The 20,310-nt window shown below is 71.8% G+C and carries 17 protein-coding genes; 8 read left to right on the top strand and 9 right to left on the bottom strand.

The genetic code is table 11. The features are described from left to right. Positions 1 to 10: 10 nt before the first annotated feature. From ctaD to ACQPZA_RS06180, 4 genes are all read right to left on the bottom strand, one after another. On the bottom strand, positions 11 to 1,765 hold the full coding sequence (gene ctaD, locus ACQPZA_RS06195) for an aa3-type cytochrome oxidase subunit I (RefSeq protein WP_169394728.1): 1,755 nt from the start codon (positions 1,763 to 1,765) through the stop codon (positions 11 to 13). 168 nt (positions 1,766 to 1,933) lie between these two features. Next, positions 1,934 to 2,743 carry a PIG-L family deacetylase gene (locus tag ACQPZA_RS06190; protein WP_433279167.1) on the bottom strand — a complete coding sequence of 270 codons (810 nt, stop codon included), beginning with the start codon at positions 2,741 to 2,743 and terminating at the stop codon, positions 1,934 to 1,936. 147 nt (positions 2,744 to 2,890) lie between these two features. Next, the gene (locus ACQPZA_RS06185) at positions 2,891 to 4,753 is read right to left on the bottom strand and encodes an AAA family ATPase (protein WP_433279165.1); all 1,863 of its coding nucleotides are present in this window, start codon (positions 4,751 to 4,753) and stop codon (positions 2,891 to 2,893) included. A gap of 91 nt (positions 4,754 to 4,844) precedes the next feature. After that, entirely contained in the window at positions 4,845 to 5,966 is a 1,122-nt protein-coding gene (locus ACQPZA_RS06180) for an NDMA-dependent alcohol dehydrogenase (protein WP_433279163.1), read from the bottom strand. A 214-nt stretch (positions 5,967 to 6,180) separates the two neighbouring features. Here ACQPZA_RS06180 and ACQPZA_RS06175 point away from each other — a divergent pair, with 214 nt between their 5' ends. Further along, positions 6,181 to 7,782, top strand: coding sequence for a benzoate-CoA ligase family protein (locus ACQPZA_RS06175; protein ID WP_433279161.1), 1,602 nt, complete (start codon positions 6,181 to 6,183; stop codon positions 7,780 to 7,782). After that, the gene (locus tag ACQPZA_RS06170; protein WP_169394723.1) at positions 7,782 to 8,201 is read left to right on the top strand and encodes a GNAT family N-acetyltransferase; all 420 of its coding nucleotides are present in this window, start codon (positions 7,782 to 7,784) and stop codon (positions 8,199 to 8,201) included. Before ACQPZA_RS06175 ends, ACQPZA_RS06170 begins: the two co-directional genes overlap by 1 nt. Before the next feature lie 32 nt (positions 8,202 to 8,233). Here the strand turns inward: ACQPZA_RS06170 and ACQPZA_RS06165 are convergent, their stop codons facing one another. The 3 genes from ACQPZA_RS06165 to ACQPZA_RS06155 are packed head-to-tail and all read right to left on the bottom strand — an operon-like array spanning position 8,234 to position 10,316. Continuing rightward, positions 8,234 to 8,455 (bottom strand): ferredoxin, encoded by a 222-nt coding sequence (locus ACQPZA_RS06165; protein WP_433279159.1) that lies wholly within the window; start codon positions 8,453 to 8,455, stop codon positions 8,234 to 8,236. Continuing rightward, positions 8,455 to 9,759: an NADH-ubiquinone oxidoreductase-F iron-sulfur binding region domain-containing protein gene (locus ACQPZA_RS06160; RefSeq protein WP_433279158.1), complete on the bottom strand. Its 1,305-nt coding sequence runs from the start codon at positions 9,757 to 9,759 to the stop codon at positions 8,455 to 8,457. The genes ACQPZA_RS06165 and ACQPZA_RS06160 overlap by 1 nt, the downstream gene beginning before the upstream one ends. After that, on the bottom strand, positions 9,756 to 10,316 hold the full coding sequence (locus ACQPZA_RS06155) for a ferric reductase-like transmembrane domain-containing protein (RefSeq protein ID WP_433279156.1): 561 nt from the start codon (positions 10,314 to 10,316) through the stop codon (positions 9,756 to 9,758). The genes ACQPZA_RS06160 and ACQPZA_RS06155 overlap by 4 nt, the downstream gene beginning before the upstream one ends. An 898-nt stretch (positions 10,317 to 11,214) precedes the next feature. On the opposite strand from ACQPZA_RS06155, the gene ACQPZA_RS06150 reads away from it, so the two are divergent. From ACQPZA_RS06150 to ACQPZA_RS06130, 5 genes are read left to right on the top strand one after another with little or no spacing between them, the layout of a single operon-like run. Further along, a complete protein-coding gene (locus tag ACQPZA_RS06150) occupies positions 11,215 to 12,561 on the top strand; it encodes an ABC transporter substrate-binding protein (RefSeq protein ID WP_433279152.1) in 1,347 nt (448 codons plus the stop codon). Beyond that, complete coding sequence (locus ACQPZA_RS06145) at positions 12,558 to 13,544, top strand: carbohydrate ABC transporter permease (RefSeq protein WP_433279150.1); 987 nt, start codon at positions 12,558 to 12,560, stop codon at positions 13,542 to 13,544. The genes ACQPZA_RS06150 and ACQPZA_RS06145 overlap by 4 nt, the downstream gene beginning before the upstream one ends. Next, positions 13,541 to 14,431 (top strand): carbohydrate ABC transporter permease, encoded by an 891-nt coding sequence (locus tag ACQPZA_RS06140; protein WP_211173853.1) that lies wholly within the window; start codon positions 13,541 to 13,543, stop codon positions 14,429 to 14,431. Before ACQPZA_RS06145 ends, ACQPZA_RS06140 begins: the two co-directional genes overlap by 4 nt. Before the next feature lie 8 nt (positions 14,432 to 14,439). Further along, the gene (locus tag ACQPZA_RS06135) at positions 14,440 to 15,627 is read left to right on the top strand and encodes a Gfo/Idh/MocA family protein (RefSeq protein ID WP_433279148.1); all 1,188 of its coding nucleotides are present in this window, start codon (positions 14,440 to 14,442) and stop codon (positions 15,625 to 15,627) included. Between the two features lie 23 nt (positions 15,628 to 15,650). Continuing rightward, on the top strand, positions 15,651 to 16,478 hold the full coding sequence (locus ACQPZA_RS06130; protein ID WP_433279146.1) for a sugar phosphate isomerase/epimerase family protein: 828 nt from the start codon (positions 15,651 to 15,653) through the stop codon (positions 16,476 to 16,478). A gap of 82 nt (positions 16,479 to 16,560) precedes the next feature. Here ACQPZA_RS06130 and ACQPZA_RS06125 read toward each other — a convergent pair whose 3' ends face one another. Both ACQPZA_RS06125 and ACQPZA_RS06120 read right to left on the bottom strand, forming a co-directional pair. Beyond that, complete coding sequence (locus ACQPZA_RS06125; RefSeq protein ID WP_433279144.1) at positions 16,561 to 17,412, bottom strand: sugar phosphate isomerase/epimerase family protein; 852 nt, start codon at positions 17,410 to 17,412, stop codon at positions 16,561 to 16,563. A gap of 31 nt (positions 17,413 to 17,443) precedes the next feature. Then, positions 17,444 to 18,436, bottom strand: coding sequence for a LacI family DNA-binding transcriptional regulator (locus tag ACQPZA_RS06120; protein WP_169394716.1), 993 nt, complete (start codon positions 18,434 to 18,436; stop codon positions 17,444 to 17,446). Between the two features lie 161 nt (positions 18,437 to 18,597). On the opposite strand from ACQPZA_RS06120, the gene boxC reads away from it, so the two are divergent. Further along, positions 18,598 to 20,307, top strand: coding sequence for a 2,3-epoxybenzoyl-CoA dihydrolase (gene boxC / locus ACQPZA_RS06115; RefSeq protein ID WP_433279142.1), 1,710 nt, complete (start codon positions 18,598 to 18,600; stop codon positions 20,305 to 20,307). Positions 20,308 to 20,310: the final 3 nt, after the last annotated feature.

Below are 20,310 nucleotides of genomic sequence, written 5' to 3'. Positions count from 1 at the left end.
AGGTCGTGGATCAGCGCGACTTCGGGTCGCCGTTGGGCTGCGTCTCCCCGCCCGTGCCCTGGGCCGCCACCTCGTACGGCGACGGCTTGTGGCCGACGTGCGCCTCCTCGCGGAAACGCTCGACCAGGTGCGGGTAGTGCAGCTCGAACGCCGGCCGCTCCGAGCGGATGCGCGGCAGCTCCGTGAAGTTGTGCCGCGGCGGCGGGCAGCTCGTGGCCCACTCCAGCGAGTTGCCGAAGCCCCACGGGTCGTCGACGGTGACCACTCGCCCGTAGCGGTAGCTGCGGAACACGTTCCAGATGAACGGCAGCGTGGAGGCCCCCAGCACGAACGCCCCGATCGAGGAGATCATGTTGAGCGTGGTGAAGCCGTCGGTGGGCAGGTAGTCGACGTAGCGGCGCGGCATGCCCTCGGCACCCAGCCAGTGCTGCACCAGGAACGTCAGGTGGAACCCGATGAAGGTCAGCCAGAAGTGGACCTTGCCGAGGGTGTCGTCCATCATCCGGCCGGTCATCTTCGGGAACCAGAAGTAGATGCCGGAGTACGTGGCGAACACGATCGTGCCGAAAAGCACGTAGTGGAAGTGCGCCACCACGAAGTACGTGTCCGAGACGTGGAAGTCGAGCGGCGGCGACGCCAGCAGGATGCCAGTGAGACCACCGAACAGGAACGTCACCAGGAAGCCCAGCGCGAACAGCATCGGGGGCTCGAAGGTCATGTGCCCCTTCCACAGCGTGCCGATCCAGTTGACGAACTTGACGCCCGTGGGCACCGCGATCAGGAACGTGGTGAAGGAGAAGAAGGCCAGCAGCACCGAGCCGGTGGCGTACATGTGGTGCGCCCACACCGCGGTGGACAGCGCGCCGATGGCGATCGTGGCGTAGATCAGGCCCTTGTAGCCGAAGAGCGGCTTGCGGGAGAACACCGGGAAGACCTCGGACACGATGCCGAAGAACGGCAACGCGACGATGTAGACCTCCGGGTGGCCGAAGAACCAGAACAGGTGCTGCCACAGGATCGCCCCGCCGTTGGCCGGGTCGAACACGTGGGCTCCCAGCTGCCGGTCGGCCAGCAGACCCAGCAGGGCGGCGGTGAGCACCGGGAACGCGATGAGGATCAGGATCGCGGTGACGAAGATGTTCCAGGTGAAGATCGGCATCCGGAACATCGTCATGCCGGGTGCGCGCATGCAGACGATCGTGGTGATGAAGTTGACGCCACCGAGGATCGTGCCGAGCCCGGAGATCGCCAGGCCCACGATCCACAGGTCGGCACCCGCTCCCGGGGTGTGGATCGCGTCGGACAGCGGGGTGTAGGCGAACCAGCCGAAGTCGGCAGCGCCACCCGGGGTCAGGAAGCCCGAGAGCACCGTGAGCCCGCCGAACAGGAACAGCCAGTACGAGAACGCGTTGAGCCGCGGGAACGCGACGTCAGGGGCCCCGATCTGCAGCGGCACGATGTAGTTCGCGAAGCCGAAGAGGATCGGCGTCGCGTACAGCAGCAGCATGATCGTGCCGTGCATCGTGAACAGCTGGTTGTACTGCTCGTTGGACAGGAACTGCTGCCCCGGCTCCGCCAGCTCCGCCCGCATCAGCAGCGCCATGGCTCCGCCGGCCAGGAAGAACCCGAACGACGTCACCAGGTAGAGGATGGCGATGTCTTTGGGATCCGTGGTGTGCAGCATCTTGAGCAGCGTGGATCCCTTGGCCGACCGGCGTGCCGGGTACGGCCGCGCCGTGATCGGCTTGGGGGCGACGGCTGTCACTGAGCCTCCTGAGACTGCCTGGCGACTGCGTTGGTCTTGCCGAACTGGTGGGCCACTGGTCATCCGCGCCCGCCGGGAATCGTAGCTCTACCCGTCGTCGAAGGCGCGGCCCGGGCCTGGTCTGCGGGCATGACCCACTCCGCGTGGGAGCCGTTTTTCCGGCATCGGCTACCGGAGCGGGATGAACAGCTCCTCGAACAGCTCCGGGGTGGCCGCCGGGCTCGGCAGCGGGTCGACGACGTAGAACTCCACGCCCATGCCCATCGCGAACAGCGGATCGGGCATCGTCAACATGAAGTGGTCGGGCCCGATCTGGCTCGCGTGGGCCCGCATCGACGCCTTCTTCTGCTCGACGAAGTCCACGGCGTCGACGCGGTGGGTGATCTCGGACTCCGGCTTGCCGAAGGTCGGCTCCTCGATGAGCGGTGCCTCCCAGCCCTCCGGCAGCTGCCCCGCCCTCGCCATGCCGCGCACGCCGCGGGTCATCCAGTCGCGGTTGACGGTGCTCTGCGCCACCACCGGCACGGCCGAGAGCTCGGCGGCGCGCCTGCCCACGCGGTGCACCTGGATGTGGTCGGGGTGCCCGTAGCCGCCGTTGTCGTCGTAGATCGTGAGGACGTCGGGCTCCTCCTCGTCGAGGATCACCGCGAGCTCCCGGGCCGCGTGCTCGACGTCGGCGCGCCAGAAGCAGTACGGGGCGTCGTTGGTGGGCTCGCCCATCATCCCGGAGTCGGTGTAGCCGAGGAACTCGACGCGCTTGGCCCCGAGCGCTTGCGCGGACGCGTAGCACTCCGCCGAGCGGCGCAGGACCAGCTGCTCTCCCGGCTGGAGGACGCCCGGCACGGGTTCGCCCAGCTCACCGCGAGTGGCGAAGACGAGCACGACCCGGTGTCCAGCGGCCGCGGCGCGGGCGAGGGTGCCTGCCGACCCGATGGACTCGTCGTCGGGATGTGCGTGGAAGGAGACGATGGTGCCCACGCGGCGAGCCTATCCGGCGCCCGGAACGCGGCTTGCGTCGCGATGACGTCGATCATCCGCGGCCGTTCGCCGCTGCTCTCCGCGGGTGCCTGCTCCCGCCGCGGACGGGCGACTCGGGCGTCGGGAACGGGCGACTCGCGGGGTGGGTCACGTCAGGATGCGGGTCAGGGCCGGGCCCACGTCGGCGAGGCGGCGCACGGTCTGCGCGCGGCCGGCCGTCCGGGCCGCCAGCCCGGCTGCCGCGGCCTCGGCCTCCGCCCCGCCCAGCGGCACGAGCACGTGGAGGCGGTCGATGCCGGCCAGCGCCGCCGCCGGCTCCCCGCCCACGGTGTGCCGGCAGTCGGACAGCAGCACCACGAGCCGCTCGTCGGCCACCGCGCCGGCGAGCTGGCGCGAGGCCTCCCGCAGCGCCGCCGCCAGGTCGGTGAGGCCGTGACCGCGCAGGGCGACGAGCTCGGACAGCAGGTCCTCGGGCGGACGCCGGACGCCCTGCGCCTGCAGCACGCGGACCCCGGCGCCGAACGCGAGCACCGAGGGCTGGAGCCGCCCCTCGGCCGCGACGACGACCCCGGCCGCGGCCACGGCGGCCAGCGCGACGGCGAGGCCCTGCATCGACCCGGAGATGTCGACGACGAGGCAGATCGCGCGGCGGTGCGCCGTCCAGGTGCGGGTGACGATGTCGTCGTGCTCCGGTCGCCGCGCCGGGCCGGGCGCCCAGCCATCGAGGGTGCGGTCGAGATCGAGGTCGCCGTCGGCACCTCGCGCCGGTCCGAGCCTGCGGGTCCCGCGGGCCCGCGCCGGCCCGACCCGGCCGAGCTGGATGAACACCCGCCCGGCCAGCCTCCTGGCCGCGGCCCGTAGCTGCACGTCGGTGGCCACGGCGAGGTCGGCCAGCAGAGCGGCCGCCGCCTCGGGTGCGGCCGCAAGCGCCTGGTCGAAGGCCTCGGCGTCGAGGGCACCGAGCTCCGGTGAGACCGCCGCGAACTGCTCGTGGCGGGCGCCCAGCTCGCCGCGGCCGAGCGTCCGGTCGGCGCGGTTGCGGTGCGGGCGGTCCCGGGGCCGGCCCGCCCCGGGCGGCGGGCCGTCAGCTTTTCCCCGGCGATCCCCCGACTCCGGGGGGTCGGCCGGATCCGCGGGAGCCGGTCCGTCCTCCGGCCACAGCGTGTCCAGCAGTTCGTCGATCACCGACTCCGGGGTGCGGTCGACACCGTCGGCGACGCGGATCCGCCCGGACAGCGCCGCGTAGGCGGCGTCGCGGGCCGTCTCACGCGCCGCCACCTGCTCGCCGCGCAGCTCCGCCAGGCCGGTGAGCACGAGCGCGAGGTCGATGGCGCCGCGCACCGACGACCCCATCCGCACGTCGCGGTGGGTACGGGTGGCCCGGGTGAGCGCCACGGCGAAGCCGGTGACCCAGCCGGTCACCCGGCTGACCGAGCCGGTGATCTCCCGTTCCCCCGCCTCGTCCTGGTAGCCGAGCACCACCCGGCACATCCGGTCGGCGATGGCCTGGCTGACCCGCGCGGTGCCGACCGCGTCGAACGGGTTCATCGCGGCGATGAGCCGGAAGCGCGGACCGGCGCGCACGGTCCCCAGCCGCGGGACCGCGATCTCGCCTTCGGTGAGCACCGTGATGAGGACGTTCAGCGTCTCCTCGGGGACCCGGTTGAGCTCCTCGAGGTAGAGCAGCGCTCCCCCGCGCATCGCGGTGAGCAGCGGGCCGTCCACGAAGCTCGCCGGCAGGTAGCCCTCCGCCAGCACCTGTGACGGGTCGAACGCCCCGATCAGCCGGGCCGGCGTCAGCTCGGCGTTCCCCTCGACGAACACAACCTCCTGGACCGCGTCACGGGCGATCGAGCGCAGCAGCGTGGACTTCCCGGTGCCGGGCGGCCCCTCGATCACGACGTGCCGTCCGGTGGCGAGCGCGACCGTCAGCACCTCCCGTTCCCGGCGCAGGCCGACGACGGGTACGGGCACGGCAGCGGGCGACGGCGGCGCGGTCGCGGGCGTCACGGGCGGTACCACCTCCGGGGACGGCCGTGCCGGGCACCGCGGTGGACGGTGCCCGGCGCGACCACGGCTGCTGACGGCCGTCCGGCCGGCGTCAGGCGTCGGGGTCGTGGATGATCACGCCGCGGATGTTCACGCCGTTGACCAGGTCCTCGTAGCCCTTGTTGACGTCGGCCAGGCTGTAGGTGTTGGTGATCAGCTCGTCGAGCTTGAGCTGCCCGGCCTGGTACATGTCCACCAGCCGCGGGATGTCCTTGAACGGGTCGCCCGAGCCGAACAGCGAGCCCTGGATGCGCTTCTCGAACAGGGTGAGCAGGGCACCGGGGATCTCGATGGTGGTCTTGGCCGGGTCGGCCAGGCCGGTGATGACCACGGTGCCGCCCTTGCGGATGGCGTGGAACGCGTTGGTGGTGACCTCGGAGTCGACGACGCCGACGGTGATGATCGCCTTGTCGGCGCCCACCCCGTTGGTGAGCTCCTGGATCACCGCGTGGGCCTCCTCCGCGGTGGGGCAGGAGTGGGTGGCGCCCATCCGTTCGGCCATCTCGCGCTTGTTCTCCAGCGGGTCGATGGCCACGACGTTCGCCGCGCCGGCCAGCGCCGCGCCCTGCACCGCGTTGATGCCGATGCCGCCGATGCCGTAGATCGCGATGGTGTCGCCCGGCTCGGTGGCGGCGGCGTGCACCGCCGAACCGAAGCCCGTGGGGACGCCGCAGCCGATCAGCACGGCCTTGTCGAGCGGCACGTCGTCTGCGACCTTGACACACGAGTTCTCGGAGATCGTGGCGCGCTCGGAGAACGTGCCGAGCATGCACATCCCGCCGAGGTCCTCGCCGGAGTCGGAGTGGAAGCGATAGGTGCCGTCGGCCAGCATCCCGTCGAGGATGGTGGCGCCCATGTCGCAGAGGTTGGTCATGCCCGCCGCGCAGAACCGGCAGTGCCCGCAGACCGGCAGGAACGAGCAGATGACGTGGTCGCCGGGCTTGAGGCGGGTGACACCGGGGCCGACGTCCTCGATGATCCCGGCGCCCTCGTGACCCCCGACGATCGGGAACCGCGGGACGATGTCGCCGTGACGCAGGTGCTCGTCGGAGTGGCAGAGCCCCGCTGCGACGTACTTGATCAACACCTCCCCCGCCTTGGGCGGGTCGAGGGTGAGCTCCTCGATCTCGAACGGTTGGCCCACTCCGCGCAGTACCGCTGCCTTGGTCTTCATCGACCCTCCAGACATCAGCCGCCGTTGGCCGATCGTGAGTGTGAGTGGCTCCGGCATTGGTAGCAGCAGGGGCAGGTCATGGGAAGGGGCCGGAACCCGACGGACAGGGCCGTTCGGAGGACACCGCGGGCCGAATCGATCTTCTACTGATCTGTAACGGCAATGGATCTGGATGTAGAGTCCGCCCACCCGAACCGGCAGGGGAGCCCCCTTCATGACCGACCTCTTCAACGCCGCCGAGTACCTGGTCGGACGGCGTGTGGACGCCGGCGACGGCGACCGCGTCGCGATCATCCACCCCGGCGGCACCCTCACCTACGCAGAGCTCTCGGCCGAGGTCCGCCGGGTCGCCGCCGGGCTCGTCGCGATCGGCGTGCGCCCCGAGGAACGGGTGCTGATGTGCATGGCCGACGACGTCGAGCTCGCCACCGCGATCCTCGCCGCCATGTACGTCGGGGCGATCGCCGTGCCCTCGTCGACGATGCTGACCGGCGGGGAGCTGCGCAAGCTCGTGCTCGACTCGCGCGCCCGGGTGCTCCTGGGGGACACCCGGTTCGCCGGCGCGGTGGCAGGGGCCGCGACCGACGCCCCCGATCTGCGCCACGTCGTGCTCACCGGCGACACCACCCCGCAGGTGGCCGGTCCGGCCGCGCTCACCTGGCAGGGCCTGCTCGACGCGGGCGCCGCCACCGCCGTCCCCACCCCGTACGGGACGTGGGACGAGTCGCCCGCGCTGTGGCTCTACACCTCGGGCACCACGGGCACGCCCAAGGGCGCCATGCACCGGCACGCCGACATCCGCTACGTCTGCGAGACCTACGGCACCCAGGTGCTCGGGGTCGGCCCCGGCGACGTCTGCCTGTCGGTGGCGAAGCTGTTCTTCGCCTACGGCATCGGCAACTCCCTGTTCTTCCCGCTGGCGGCCGGCGCGACGGCGGTGCTGGAGCCGTCGCGGCCGAACCCGGCGCTGTACGCCGACCGGGTGGCCGAGCACGGCGTCACGCTCTTCTTCGGCGGCCCGAGCTTCTGGGGCCCGCTGATGGCCGCCGGCCTGCCGCGGGAGCGGTTCGCGACCGTCCGCAACGGGGTCTCGGCCGGCGAGACGCTCCCCGCGCGGATGTTCCACGGGGTACGCGAGCAGTACGGCTTCGAGATCCTCGACGGCATCGGCTCCACCGAGGCGCTGCACATCTTCATCTCCAACGTGGCGGGCAAGGTCGTCCCCGGCAGTTCCGGGTTCCCGGTGCCGGGCTACCGGGTGGAGCTGCGCCGGCCCGACGGCAGCGTCATCGAGGGCACCGGCGAGCCCGGGATGCTCTACATCGCGGGCGACTCGATCTGCACCGGATACTGGTGCCGGACCGAGGTGAACCGGGCGGTGTTCCAGGGTGAGTGGATGCGCACGGGCGACCAGTACGTGCGCGGCGAGGACGGCAGCTACACGTGCCTCGGCCGCGCCGACGACGTGCTGAAGGTGGGAGGGATCTGGGTGAGCCCCACCGAGGTGGAGACCAGGCTGCTGGAGCACCCGGCACTGGCCGAGGCCGTGGTCGTCGGCGTGCCGGACGCGGACGGGCTCGACAAGCCGGTGGCCTACGTGGTCGCCCGGCCGGCGCAGCGGGTCGACCCGGACGAGGTGATCGCGTTCTGCCGGGCCGGGCTCGCCTCGTTCAAGCGGCCGCGGGTGGTCATCGAGGTGGACGAGCTGCCGAAGACGGCCACCGGCAAGATCCAGCGGTACCGGTTGCGCGCGCAGGCCGCAGCCACCGAGGCCCCCGTGCCCACCACGGCAGCCGACGTCGAGGAGGTGCAGTAATGAGATGGGTGCGCGACACGCCGGCGCACTGGGACGCCGACAAGCAGCGCGTGCTCGGCGACCTGCCCCCGGAGCTGTTCGGGTTCGGCTCCCCCGCCGACGGAGACGTGCTCGGCGACGAGTGGTGGCGCGTGGAGGACGGCGACCGCGTCGTCGGCTACGGCCGGCTCGACGACACCTGGGGTGACGCCGAGATCCTCGTACTGGTCGACCCGCAGCGGCGCGGGTCGGGGGTGGGCGCGTTCATCCTCGAACGGCTGGAGCACGAGGCCGCGGCCCGGCACCTGAACTACATCTACAACGTCGTGCCCGACCGCCATCCCGACCCGGAGCCCGTGACGGGCTGGCTCAGCGCCCACGGGTTCGTCCCGAACGACGTGGGCGAGCTGCGCAAGCAGGTGCCGGCCGGAGCGGCCTGACCACGCCCACCGCCCGGTTCAGGAGCGGCGGTTCAGCGCGCTTCCAGACGACGCAGCCGGAGGGCGAGTGTGGGGCAGGCGCTCACCGCGGCCCGCGCCTGCGCCCTGAGCGACGGGGGCACCTCCTCCGAGGCGAGATGGGGGTAGCCCCATTCGTCGAGGAGGACCTGCTCAGGGAGAAGCTCGGCGCAGAGGCCGTGGCCGCGGCACATGATGGGATCCACGTCGAGGCCGAGCCGCGTGTCGTCCCCCATCACTCTCCCGCGCCCGGACGGGTCGAGTCGGGCACCGGCATCCACCGTGTGGCGTCCACCCACGGACAGGGGCGGCCGGCGACGTGGTCGGCGATGTCGTCGGCGAACACGCGCAGAGCCGCGGCGGCGAACCGGCTGGCACCGTCCGGATGTGCGCACGCGCCACGGCCCTGGATCATCCCCAGCCGGTTCCGCAGCCGGTCGAGCGTCTCCCCCGACGGGTCGCCACCACGCACGAGTTCGTCGACGTCGTCGGCGATCGCGGGCAGCCCGAACATGCACGGCCCGCACTGCCCGGCCGACTCGACCGCGAGGTAGCGCAGGGTGCGGGCGGTCTCGGCGATGCCGCAGGCGCGTTCCGGCAGGGCGACGAGCGCTGCTGTGCCCATCACCGTTCCCGCTTCCCGGCATTCCTCGTGCGCGAGTGGCAGCGCATGTGTCTGCTCGATCGGCATCCAGCTGCCACCCAGGCCGCCCATCTGCACCGCCTGCAACGGCTCGGACTCACCGCCTGCCTCGGCCAGTACCGCACCGACCGGAGTACCGAGCTCGACCTCGTACACGCCCGGCCTGCGCACGGCACCCCCGACGGTGACCAGCGTGGTGCCCGGGGACTCCGCCGTGCCCGCCGCCCGGAACCACTCCGCGCCGAAGCGGGTGATCAGCCCCAGGTGAGCCAGCGTCTCGACGTTGTCCACCAGCGTCGGTCGGCCCCCGACCCCTCGTTCCGCCGGACGAGGTGGCGTGACGGTGGGCCGGGCGTCCCCCGTGTTCAGGAAGTTGACCAGGGCCGACTCCTCGCTCGCCACGTACCGGTGCGGCACCTGCGCCACCCGGATCGTGATCTCCTCGTGGCGCCGCGCCTGGAGGGCCTGGTAGACGTACCAGGCGTGGGCATCTCCCTCCCCCACGCAGATGGTGGCCTCGTCCGCGCCGACGGCATGGCAGGCGAGCAGCACCCCGTCGATGACCAGATGGGGGGCGAACTCGAGCAGCTTCGCGTCCTTGACGGTGGCCGGGTCGCCGTCGCAGCCGTTCGCGACCACGACCGGTCGCCCCCGCCCGGCCGCGACCGTCCGCAGCTTGCGGCTCATCGGGAAGCCCGCCCCGCCCCGGCCGCGCAGGCCCGACCGGTCGACCAGATCGATCAGCTCGGCAGGCCCGTCCGCGCCCACCGGGAGCGGGCCGTAACGGGCGAGGTGGTCGGCCCACTTGGCAGGGGCCCCGCTCTCGGCCGAGCCGGCCAGCAGGCGAACGCTCCCGGTCGGCGCGTCCGGACGGGGCATCCGCGCGGCCGCGGTCATCGCCTGGCCGCCTTCGCGGCCCGTCGCGCGTCTCGGTCGGCATCGACGCTCAGCCATCGCCGCACGATCGCTGCCGCGACCGCCACCCCGCACCCGAGGTAGATCGCCACCATCCAGCCGAGTCTCCTGTCGTTCGTGCCGAGACCCAGCCCGTGCGCGATCGCGAGCGGCCAACCCGCGTACGCCATGACGTGCACGGCGCGCCAGGAGCGGAAGCCGATCCTGCGCCGCAGCACGCTGGTGACGATCGCGGCGAGCAGCAGTTCGAGCGCCACGGTTCCCATCCCGAGCCAGATCGGGTGGGGGACGTCGGAGGAGTACGGCACCAGCGCGACCGGCCAGGAGAGTCCGGAGCGGGGTTTGCCGATGGCGATGACGACGTGCATGAGGAGGAAGGCGACCGCCAGCAGCGACGCGTTGCGGTGTACGGCGTGCATGGCGAACCGGGGAAAGCTCGCGCTCGAGGCCCGTCCGGCATGCATGGTGCCGAGCACCACCGTGACCGTCAGGAGGAGGGTAGCGACGAGCCCCGTGGCATGGCCTGCGGCCGTGAACACGTCCTCCGTCGCTACCACGCCGGTCGGGCGCGTTCCGGTTCTGCCGAACCAGTGGGGAGCAGAACTGTCGACGTCCATCGGATTGGGGTCCTGGTCATGATCGAGGGGGAGGTCCATCCGCGCGGGGGACTGACGGGGATGCGGAGCGGGGCGCTGCTCTGCCCGGGACCACCGCTGCGGATGAGGGGTTGTCGACCTGTATCTCGTCTCGTGGGGGCGAGTAAGGCGGCGGCGCGGACAGCTCCGTCTGCGTGAGCACGACCCAGAACAGAATTGCCAGCGCTGCGCTGGTGACCGCGCTCGCGGCCGTGACGAGCGCGATCAGTTTTCGGGCCCGGGCGCGGCGGAAAATGCGGCCGTGCAGGACCGTATTCGACGGTGGAGAGTCGTCGTGGCGACGACTCGATCGCGATTTCGGGGAGCGCATTTCAGCGCCGTCATCGAGGAGACCAGCGGGTCGGGGAGCGGCCACCACTCGATCTATATCCGGGCCGTGTTCGCGCTGCCACTCATATCTCAAGCTCCTTTCTTCGATTCAGCACAACGGCCACGAGGTTAGCAACGGGTGGCCGATATCGAAAGTCTGAAGTCGATTTGATCATTCCTCTGAGCAATATTTCCAGATCTGAGGCAAAACCACTCCGACGATTTCGGCAGAATTGTGAGATTCGTCTGCAGTGCGGCTGATTCGCCCGAATTCCATGCCGCTGCCGGACTGCCGCCGACCACCAGGAGGGCCGGGGACGGGCTCGCCGCGGCGGCCGCCGCGCACGACCGGCGCCGGGCCGCCACGCCGCACTGCAAATTCCTGCAAGGGATTGTGCCCGCGATGCGCCCTGCCTATCTTCGGGCCAGCAGAGGCGGGTACGCGGCTGCGATCAGACAAGGAGGTCTGACGATGTCCACTCGCAGGTTCCTGGCGGTGGCGGGTGCGCTCACGGTGGCGGTGTCCCTGGCGGCGTGCGGTGGCGGGTCGAGCGGCGGGGGCGGCGGTGACCACGCCGGGCAGACCCTGCAGGTCTACCTCAGCAAGCAGTCGCAGTACCCCGACGAGCAGCAGCAGTGGATGCAGCGCATCAAGGACGAGTTCCGGAAGAAGACCGGCGCCGACGTCGAGTTCGAGACCTACACCTCGGCCTCCGAGGAGCAGCAGAAGATCCAGACCTCGGTGGTCTCGGGGCAGGGCCCCGACATCTACGAGATCGGCACGACATTCACCCCCACCGCCTACTCCAGCGGGGCCTTCCTGAAGCTCGGCGACGAGCAGTGGAACGCCGTCGGCGGCCGGGACCGGTTCGTGCCCTCCACGCTGGCGATGTCCGGCCCGGACGAGGCCGACCAGATCGGCGTGCCGTTCTCGTCGATCCCCTTCGTGCTGGTCTACAACACCCAGATGTTCGCCGCCGCCGGGATCGACGGTCCCCCGTCCACCTGGGACGAGCTGGTGGCGGACGCGAAGAAGCTGACCCAGGGCGACACGTACGGCCTCGCGATGGACTACAAGGACCCCTTCTCGCCCTGGAAGTACATCTGGATGTTCGCCCAGCAGTACGGCAACCCGCTGGTGCAGGGCACGACCGCCCGGATCGACGACCCCACGGTCGCCCGGGCCTACGACGCCTACTTCGGGTTCCTCACCAAGGACAAGATCGTGAACCCGGACGCGGTCAACTGGGCATCGGCCGACGCGACGGCCAACTTCGCCTCCGGCAAGTCCGCGATGTTCACCATGACCAGCGCGAGCGTCATCCCGACGCTCGCGAAGTCGCCGGTGGCGAGCTCGTACGCGTTCGCACCGATGCCGACCGTCCCGCCGGGTGAGAGCGCGCTGCCCGCAGGTGGGGTGCCCGCCACCACCATCGTGTCCGGCCAGAACCTGGTGGTCGCCTCCTACTCCACGCAGCAGGACCTCGCCCTGCAGTACGTCGACCTCGTCACCTCCGAGGCCGAGCAGCAGCACTTCTCCGAGGTGTTCGGGGTGCTGCCGGTCAACGCGGCGGCCGCCGACGCAGTGGCCAGCGGGAAGGAGCAGTACGCGCCGGTGCTGGAAGCGGGCAAGCAGGCCAAGCCCACGCCGTTCACCGGGGCGTGGTCGGAGATCCAGCTGGGGCTGACGAACATCACGGTGCAGGCGCTCGCCGGCCTGAGCTCCGGCTCGGTGCCGCCGGACCAGGTGCAGCGGCAGCTCACAGAGCTCCAGCAGACGGCCCAGACCGCGGTCGACAAGGCGGCGGCCGCCCGGTGAGCCTCACCAGCCCGACGGACCGCCCGTCCACCTCGACCGCACCGACCGGCGACGTGGGCGGGCCGGTACGGGCCGGTGTCCGGCCCGCCGGTCCGACGCGGCGTAGCCAGGGGCCACTCTGGCTGATGACGCCGGGCGGCCTGCTGCTGCTCGTGGTGGTCGTGGTGCCGTTCGTGCTGGCGCTGTGGATGTCGGTCACCGACCTCGACCAGTACACGCTGCGGCAGTGGGCGGGGGCGCCGTTCCTCGGCCTGGGCAACTACGTCGAGGCCGTCACCACCGGCCCGCTGCTGCACAGCGTGTGGCTGAGCGTCGCGTTCAGCGTCCTGACCACGGTGCTGACGCTGCCGCTCGGGCTCGCCGCGGCGTTCGCCGCGCACGACCGGTTCCGGGGCCGTGCGCTCGTGCGCTCGATCTTCCTCATCCCGTACGTGCTGCCGACGTTCGTGGTCGGCACCGTGTGGCGCATCGCGCTCGGGCCGGACGGCGCCGTGAACACCGTGCTCGGTTCCGTGGGGATCGCGGGGGGCAACTGGCTGATCGGCGACCGCACCTTCTGGACCCTCGTGCTGGTCGACACCTGGGCGGCGTGGCCGTTCGTGTACCTGCTGTGCCTGGCAGGCCTGCAGTCCATCGGCCGCGAGGTGCACGAGGCCGTGGCCGTCGACGGGGCGACGTGGTGGCAGAAGACGGTGCACATCGTGCTGCCGAGCCTGCGCGGGCCCCTCCTGCTGGCCGTGATCATCGCGACCCTGCACCACCTCAACAACTTCACGCTGCCGTTCGTCCTGTTCGGCTCGCCCGCCCCCGACCAGGTGAACGTCCTGCCGCTCGCCATCTACTCGGCCTCGTTCCAGACGTTCCGCTTCGGCCTGGCCGCGGCGATGTCGGTGGCCTCGCTGGTGCTCGTGCTGATCCCGCTGCTGTTCTACCTGCGCGCCGTGCGGCTGGACACCGGGCTGGAGAAGGGGGCGCAGGCGTGACGGCCGGCATGCAGGCCACCGACCGCAGGCGCTCCGGGGTGGACGCCACCGCGATCCTGCCGCCGGGCCTGCGCCGCGCGGTGATCGCCGTGCTGGTGCTGCTCGTGCTGGCGCCGTGCGCCTACATCCTCGTGGCCTCCCTGATGCCGGACATCGAGGTGGCCTCTGGCGCTGTGGTTCCCAGCAGCGTGACGCTGGAGAACTGGGTCGCGATCTGGACGACGGTCCCGCTGGCCCAGGGGCTGGGCGTCAGCCTGCTGGTCTGCGGCGTCGTCGCCGTGCTCTCCGCGCTGCTGGCGGTCGCCACCGCCTACGTCCTCGTCCGGTTCACGTTCGTCGGGCGCATCACGTTCCTGCGGGCGCTGGTGGGCCTGCAGAGCGTGCCCGGCACGCTGCTGCTGCTCCCGCTGTTCGTGGTCTACGCCTCGGCACCCACCTACCTCGGGATCACGGTGGTGGGGACGACGTGGGGCCTGATGATCACCTACCTGACGTTCGCGCTGCCGTTCGCGACCTGGGTGATGGTCACCTACCTCCGCGGCATGCCGGTCGAGCTGGAGGAAGCCGGGCTCCTGGACGGGCTCAGCCGCATCGGGGTGCTCCGCCGCATCGTGCTGCCGCTGAGCGCACCCGGGCTGATCGTCGCCGCGATCTTCTCCTTCCTGCTGGGCTGGAACGACGTGCTGTTCGCGAGCGTCCTGACCCAGCCCCGGACCCGCACCGCGGCGGTCGTCCTGCAGGCGTTCGGGGCGTCGCAGGAGGGTGGGGCACTCCCGCTCTACGGGCAGGTCATGTCCTCCGCCGTGGTCTGCGCCGCGCCCGTCGTCGTCCTGTACCTGATCTTCCAGCGCTACCTCGTGGGTGGCCTGACCGGAGGGCTGAAGTGAACGATTCCGTGCCTGCACCCGTACGGTTCGCCGTCGTCGGCTGCGGGGTGATCGGACGCCTGCACGCGGAGGTCATCGCCGCCGGGCACGACACCGCGCTCAGCGTGCTCGTGGACACCGACGTGGCCGCCGCCGACTCCGTGGCCGACCACGTCGCGGGGCTCTTCGGTGAGCGCCCGGCCGTCACCACGTCGCTGGCCGAGGCGCTGGCCCGCGACGACGTCGACGCCGTGGCCGTCGCCGTGCCCAGCGGTGCGCACGCCGCCGTGTCGGTCCCGGTGCTCGAGTCCGGGCGGCACCTGGTGGTGGAGAAGCCGCTCGACGTCGGCGTGGCCGCGGGCCGCGACGTCGCCGAGGCCGCGGCGCGGCACCCCGGCCTCGTGGCCGCCGTGATCAGCCAGCACCGGTTCGACCCGGCGAGCGTCGCCGTCCACGAGGCCGTCTCGCGTGGGGAGCTGGGCCGGGTCACCTCGGCCGTCGCGACGGTGTCGTGGTGGCGCAGCCAGGGCTACTACGACTCGGGCGACTGGCGCGGCACCTGGGCGCTCGACGGGGGCGGCGCGCTGATGAACCAGGGCGTGCACACCGTCGACCTGCTGCTGTGGTTCCTCGGCAGGCCGATCGACGTGGTGGCCCACACGGCGCTGCTCGCCCACGAGCGGGTGGAGGTGGAGGACACCGTGGCCGCCGTGGTGCGCTTCGAGTCCGGCGCGCTCGCGACGCTGCACGCCACGACCGCGGCCTACCCCGGCCTCACCGTCCGCCTGCAGGTCATGGGGGACGCCGGCTCCGCGGTCGTGGACAACGACCGGCTCTACTACTTCCACAGCGCCCGCCGCGCCACCGAGGAGGCGGCGGGCGACGCCGGCGTCGGACCCAACCGCGGGGTCGGCGGCGACGGCAACCAGGCGGCCCAGCTCCTCGCCGAGGAGGAGACCGGGCGCCACGTCGGAGGCGGGCCGGGCACCAGCGCCATGTTCGACGGCCACCACCGCCAGTACCTCGACATCGTCCAGGCGATCCGGACGGGCGGCACGCCCGGCGTGACCGTGGCCGATGCCCTGCTCGCCCTGGCCACCGTGCAGGCCGTCTACGAGTCGGCCCGCACCGGAGCACCGGTCCTGATCGCCGACGTCCTGGAGGGCCGGGTCGTGCCCGTCCCCGAACCCCCTCGGCGGCCGGCCACTGTCAACTGACCCCGACCGAAGGAGCCCCAGCCATGTGGACCCTGTCCGGCTTCGCCGACGAGATCTCCCCCGACCTGGACGAGCAGGTCCGCGTGCTCACCGAGCTGGGGATGTCCCAGCTGGAGCTGCGCGGCGCCTGGGACACGAACATCGCCGACTTCGACGACGAGCAGGTGGAGCGCATCGCCCGCACCCTCGACGGCGCCGGCATCGCGGTGTCCTCGATCGGTTCCCCCATCGGCAAGGTGCCGGTCACCGCCGACCTGGACGAGCACGTGGCCCGGTTCCGCCGCTGCGCGCAGGTGGGGCGCCGGCTCGGGGCCCCGTACGTGCGGGTCTTCTCCTTCTACCCGAGGGACGCCCACGACCCCGCCGCCGACCGCGATACCGTGCTGCGCGGCATGTCGGCGCTGGCCGCAGCGGCCGAGCAGGAGGGTGTCGTGCTGCTGCACGAGAACGAGAAGGCGATCTACGGGGACGTTCCCGGGCGCTGCCTCGACCTCGTCGAGTCCGTGGGCTCGCCCGCGCTGCGCCTCACCTGGGACCCCGCCAACTTCGTGCAGTGCGGCGTCCGGCCGTTCACCGAGGGCTACGAGATGCTGCGCCCCCACGTGGACTACATCCAGATCAAGGACGCGATCGCCGCGACCGGCGAGGTGGTGCCGGCCGGGAAGGGCGACGGCGAGGTGGCCCGGACCGTGGCGGCCCTGCGCGCCGACGGCTTCGACGGCTGCTTCTCCCTGGAGCCGCACCTGGCGCAGGCCCACGCGAGCGGCGGGTTCAGCGGACCGGAGCTGTTCGCCACGGCCCACGCGGCGTTCACCGGGCTGCTGCGGGAGCAGGACATCCCGTTCCGCTGACGCCCTCCGGGGTGGCAGCAAAGCCACGTTGCGGCAACGAGGTTGCGTCAAAGTGGCTTTGCTGCAATCCGGCGGCCCCGCCTCAGGCCGGCACGCCCGCCCGGGCGGCGCGGAGGTAGGAGAGGTTCGCGGCCGTCCGCTCGGCCAGCGGCCGGTCGGTGGAGAAGTCCTCGACGGTGACCCAGCCGTCGTAGCCCAGCTCCGTCAGGTGCCGCAGGTACCCGGCCACGTCGGCCTGGCCGGTGGGCAGCTCCGCCCACGCGTGCTCCCAGCGGACCGTGCCGTCCACCTCCGTCTCCGCCGGTCGCCAGGCGCAGTTCTTGACGTGCACATGCGCCAGGTACGGGCCGAGCATCTCCAGGCCGGCCCGGATGTCCTCCCCGCCCTCGATCACGAGGTTGCCGAGGTCGTGGATCACCCCGACGGCGTCCGGGTCCACCCCCTCGAGCAGCCGCAGCGCGGCCGAGGAGCTGGAGACGACGGTCTGGTGGTGCAGCTCGACGAGGACCTTGACGCCGTGGCGGGCGGCCCGCCCCGCGATGTCGGCGAAGCAGCGGCGGGCGTGGGCGAACAACTCGGGGTAGGGCGCCGCACCGAGGGCGGGCGTGCGCACCCGCACCCGCTCGGCACCGAGGGCGGCGGTGGCGGCGAGCAGCCGGTCGACGTCGGCGTGCTCGTCACACAGCGCGTAGCCGCCGATCCCGGAGAACGCCAGGCCGGCACCCACGGTGAGCTCGCGGATCCGCGGCACGTCCTCCTCGATGGTGGCCAGCGGCCAGGTGCAGCGGTTCCCGGCCCAGAAGCCCGGTGTCGGGGCGTCCTGCTGGTCGACCACGCGCCACTCGACGCCGTCCCAGCCCTGCGCGGCCAGTTGCTCGACGGCCTGCTGGGGCGTCCACTGCGGCAGTGCGGCGGTGAAGACCGAGAACCTCAAGGTTCCTCCCTGGTGTCGCTCATCTGGGCTGTCACTGCTGGGGTCGGGCGGGAGCGGGTCCGGTCGACCCGCGGATCGTCAGCACGGCAGGCACGGTGTGCACGCGCGGCGGGGGTGGCACCGGCCGCAGCTGCTCCAGCAGCATGTCCGTGGCCAGCCGTCCGACCTGCTCGATGGACGCGGTGACGGTGGTCAGCGGGGGGTGGCAGAAGTCGGCGCCGAAGGTGTCGTCGCACCCCACCACGCTCATGTCGTCCGGCACCGCGAGCCCGCGGGCGAACAGCCGCTGCAGCACGCCGAGCGCGATGAGGTCGTTGAAGGCCAGCACGGCCGTCACCCCGGCGTGCACGGCGGCGTCGGCCGCGGCCGCACCGGCGGCGCGCGTGGGCGGGAACGGGCCGAGGCGCCGCACCGACAGCCCGGCCCGGCGCGCCGCCATCTGCACGGCGCGCCAGCGCCGCCCGTTGGACCACGAGGAGCGCGGGCCGGACAGGTAGGCGACGTCGCGATGGCCGAGCGAGGCCAGGTGGTGCAGGGCCTGGACCATGCCCGACGGGGTGTCGATGACCACCGAGGCGACGCCGGGCGTGCTGCGGTTGACGGCGGTGAGGGGCACCGACCTGGCCGCCTCGCGCAGCGCGTCGTCGCTCAGCCGCGACGCACCCAGCACCAGCCCGTCGGCGCCCCTCGCCGCGGTCGCGATGTGCTGGCGCTCCAGCTCCACCGACTCGTCGGTGTCGATCAGGATCTGGCTGTAGCCGGCCGCGGCCGCCTGGGCCTGGGTGCCGCGGACCAGGTCGAAGAAGAACGGGTTGGTGATGTCGGGGACGAGCAGCGCGAGCGTCATGGACCGGCCCGACATCAGCGACCGGGCGGCGGTGCTCGGCTGGTAGCCCAGCTCGGCGACCGCGGCGAGCACCCGCTCCCGGGTGGCGGGGTTGACGAGGTCCGGCCGGGAGATCGCGCGCGACACCGTGGAGATGGAGACGCCGCAGGCGCTGGCCACGTCGTGGATGGTCGCCATGCCCCCGCCCTGCTCGCGTCATTGCGATGGGCGGGAGAGCGTCCCGCCCGTCACTGCACGTTAGTGCAAGCGCTTGTGCCGGGTAACCCTCTTCGAAGTTCTACAGCTATGGCACGCTTCGACTTGATGTTGTAGAGTATCGACGACCTCCGGAGGAGCCGATGACGACCACCGCAGATCCCGACCAGGCCGCGATCCCGGCGGTCTCGTTCGACACCGACCCGTCGTCCTACCGGCACTGGACGCTCGAGCTCGACGGTGAGGTCGCCTACCTGCGCCTCGACGTCGACGAGTCCGGCGGCATCGTCCCGGGCTACGAGCTCAAGATGAACAGCTACGACCTGGGCGTCGACATCGAGCTCTACGACGCCACGCAGCGGCTGCGCTTCGAGCACCCCGAGGTGCGTGCCGTGGTGGTCACCAGCGCGAAGGACCGCAACTTCTGCGCAGGCGCCAACATCCGGATGCTCGCGCAGAGCTCGCACCCGTGGAAGGTGAACTTCTGCAAGTTCACCAACGAGACCCGCAACGGCATCGAGGACGCCACGGAGCACTCCGGCCAGACCTACCTCGCGGCCGTCAACGGCACCGCGGCGGGCGGCGGGTACGAGCTCGCGCTCGCCTGCGAGGAGATCCTGCTGATCGACGACAACTCCTCCGCGGTGTCGCTGCCCGAGGTGCCGCTGCTGGGAGTGCTCCCCGGCACCGGCGGACTCACCCGCGTCGTCGACAAGCGCCGGGTGCGCAAGGACCGCGCCGACGTGTTCGCCACGAGGTCCGAAGGGGTCCGCGGCAAGCAGGCGGTCGAGTGGAAGCTCGTCGACGAGGTGATCCCGAAACGGGTGTGGGACGAGACCGTGCGCGAGCGGGCCGCCGCCGCGGCGGCGCGCTCCACCCGGCCCGCCGGGGCGCAGGGCATCCCCCTCCCCCCGCTGCAGCGGGAGGAGACCGAGCAGGGCATCCGCTACCGGCACGTCGAGGCCCGTTTCGACCGCCCGCTGGGCGTCGTCGAGATCACCGTCCACGGCCCCGAGGGCTCCTCCGGCTTCGGGCTGCCCGACACGGTCGAGCGCGTGCACGCGCTCGGCGCCGACTTCTGGCCGCTGGCCATGACCAGGGAGCTCGACGACCTCGTCCTGCGCCTGCGGGCCAACGAGCTGGAGCTGGGCACCTGGGTCATCCGCACGAAGGGCGACGTCGAGGACGCGCTGGCGTTCGAGCGGGTCATCGCCGAGCATTCGCGCGACGACTGGCTGGTCAACGAGATCCGCCACTACTTCAAGCGCGTGCTCAAGCGCCTCGACGTCACCTCGCGCTCGCTGATCGCGCTGATCGAGCCGGGGTCGTGCTTCGCGGGCGCGCTGCTGGAGCTGGCGCTGGCGTGCGACCGGCAGTACATGCTGGAGGGGCTGCTCGAGGAGGACGCCCAGGAGGGTGAGCCCGCGCAGATCGTCCTGTCGGACTCCAACTTCGGCGCGTTCCCGATGAGCAACGGGCTCTCCCGGCTCGGGTCGCGGTTCTACGGCGATGACGACCACGTCGCCAAGCTCCACCAGGAGACCGGACGCCGGATCGAGGCCGCGGAGGCGATGGAGCTGGGCCTGGTCACCGACGCCCCCGACGACATCGACTGGGAGGACGAGATCCGGATCATGCTGGAGGAGCGCGCCTCCCTCTCCCCCGACGCGCTCACCGGCATGGAGGCCAACCACCGGTTCGTCGGACCGGAGACCATGGAGTCGCGCATCTTCTCGCGGCTCACCGCATGGCAGAACTGGATCTTCGTTCGACCCAACGCATCGGGCCCCGACGGCGCGCTGCGCAGGTACGGCACGGGACGCAAGGCCGACTTCGACCGCAAGCGAGTCTGAGAG

Origin of the sequence: Pseudonocardia xinjiangensis, assembly GCF_050948425.1 — a bacterium.
GTDB classification, from domain to species: Bacteria; Actinomycetota; Actinomycetes; order Mycobacteriales; family Pseudonocardiaceae; genus Pseudonocardia; species Pseudonocardia xinjiangensis.
The sequence above is the reverse complement of the archived record's forward strand: the minus strand, read 5'-3'. Positions and strand labels throughout refer to the sequence as shown.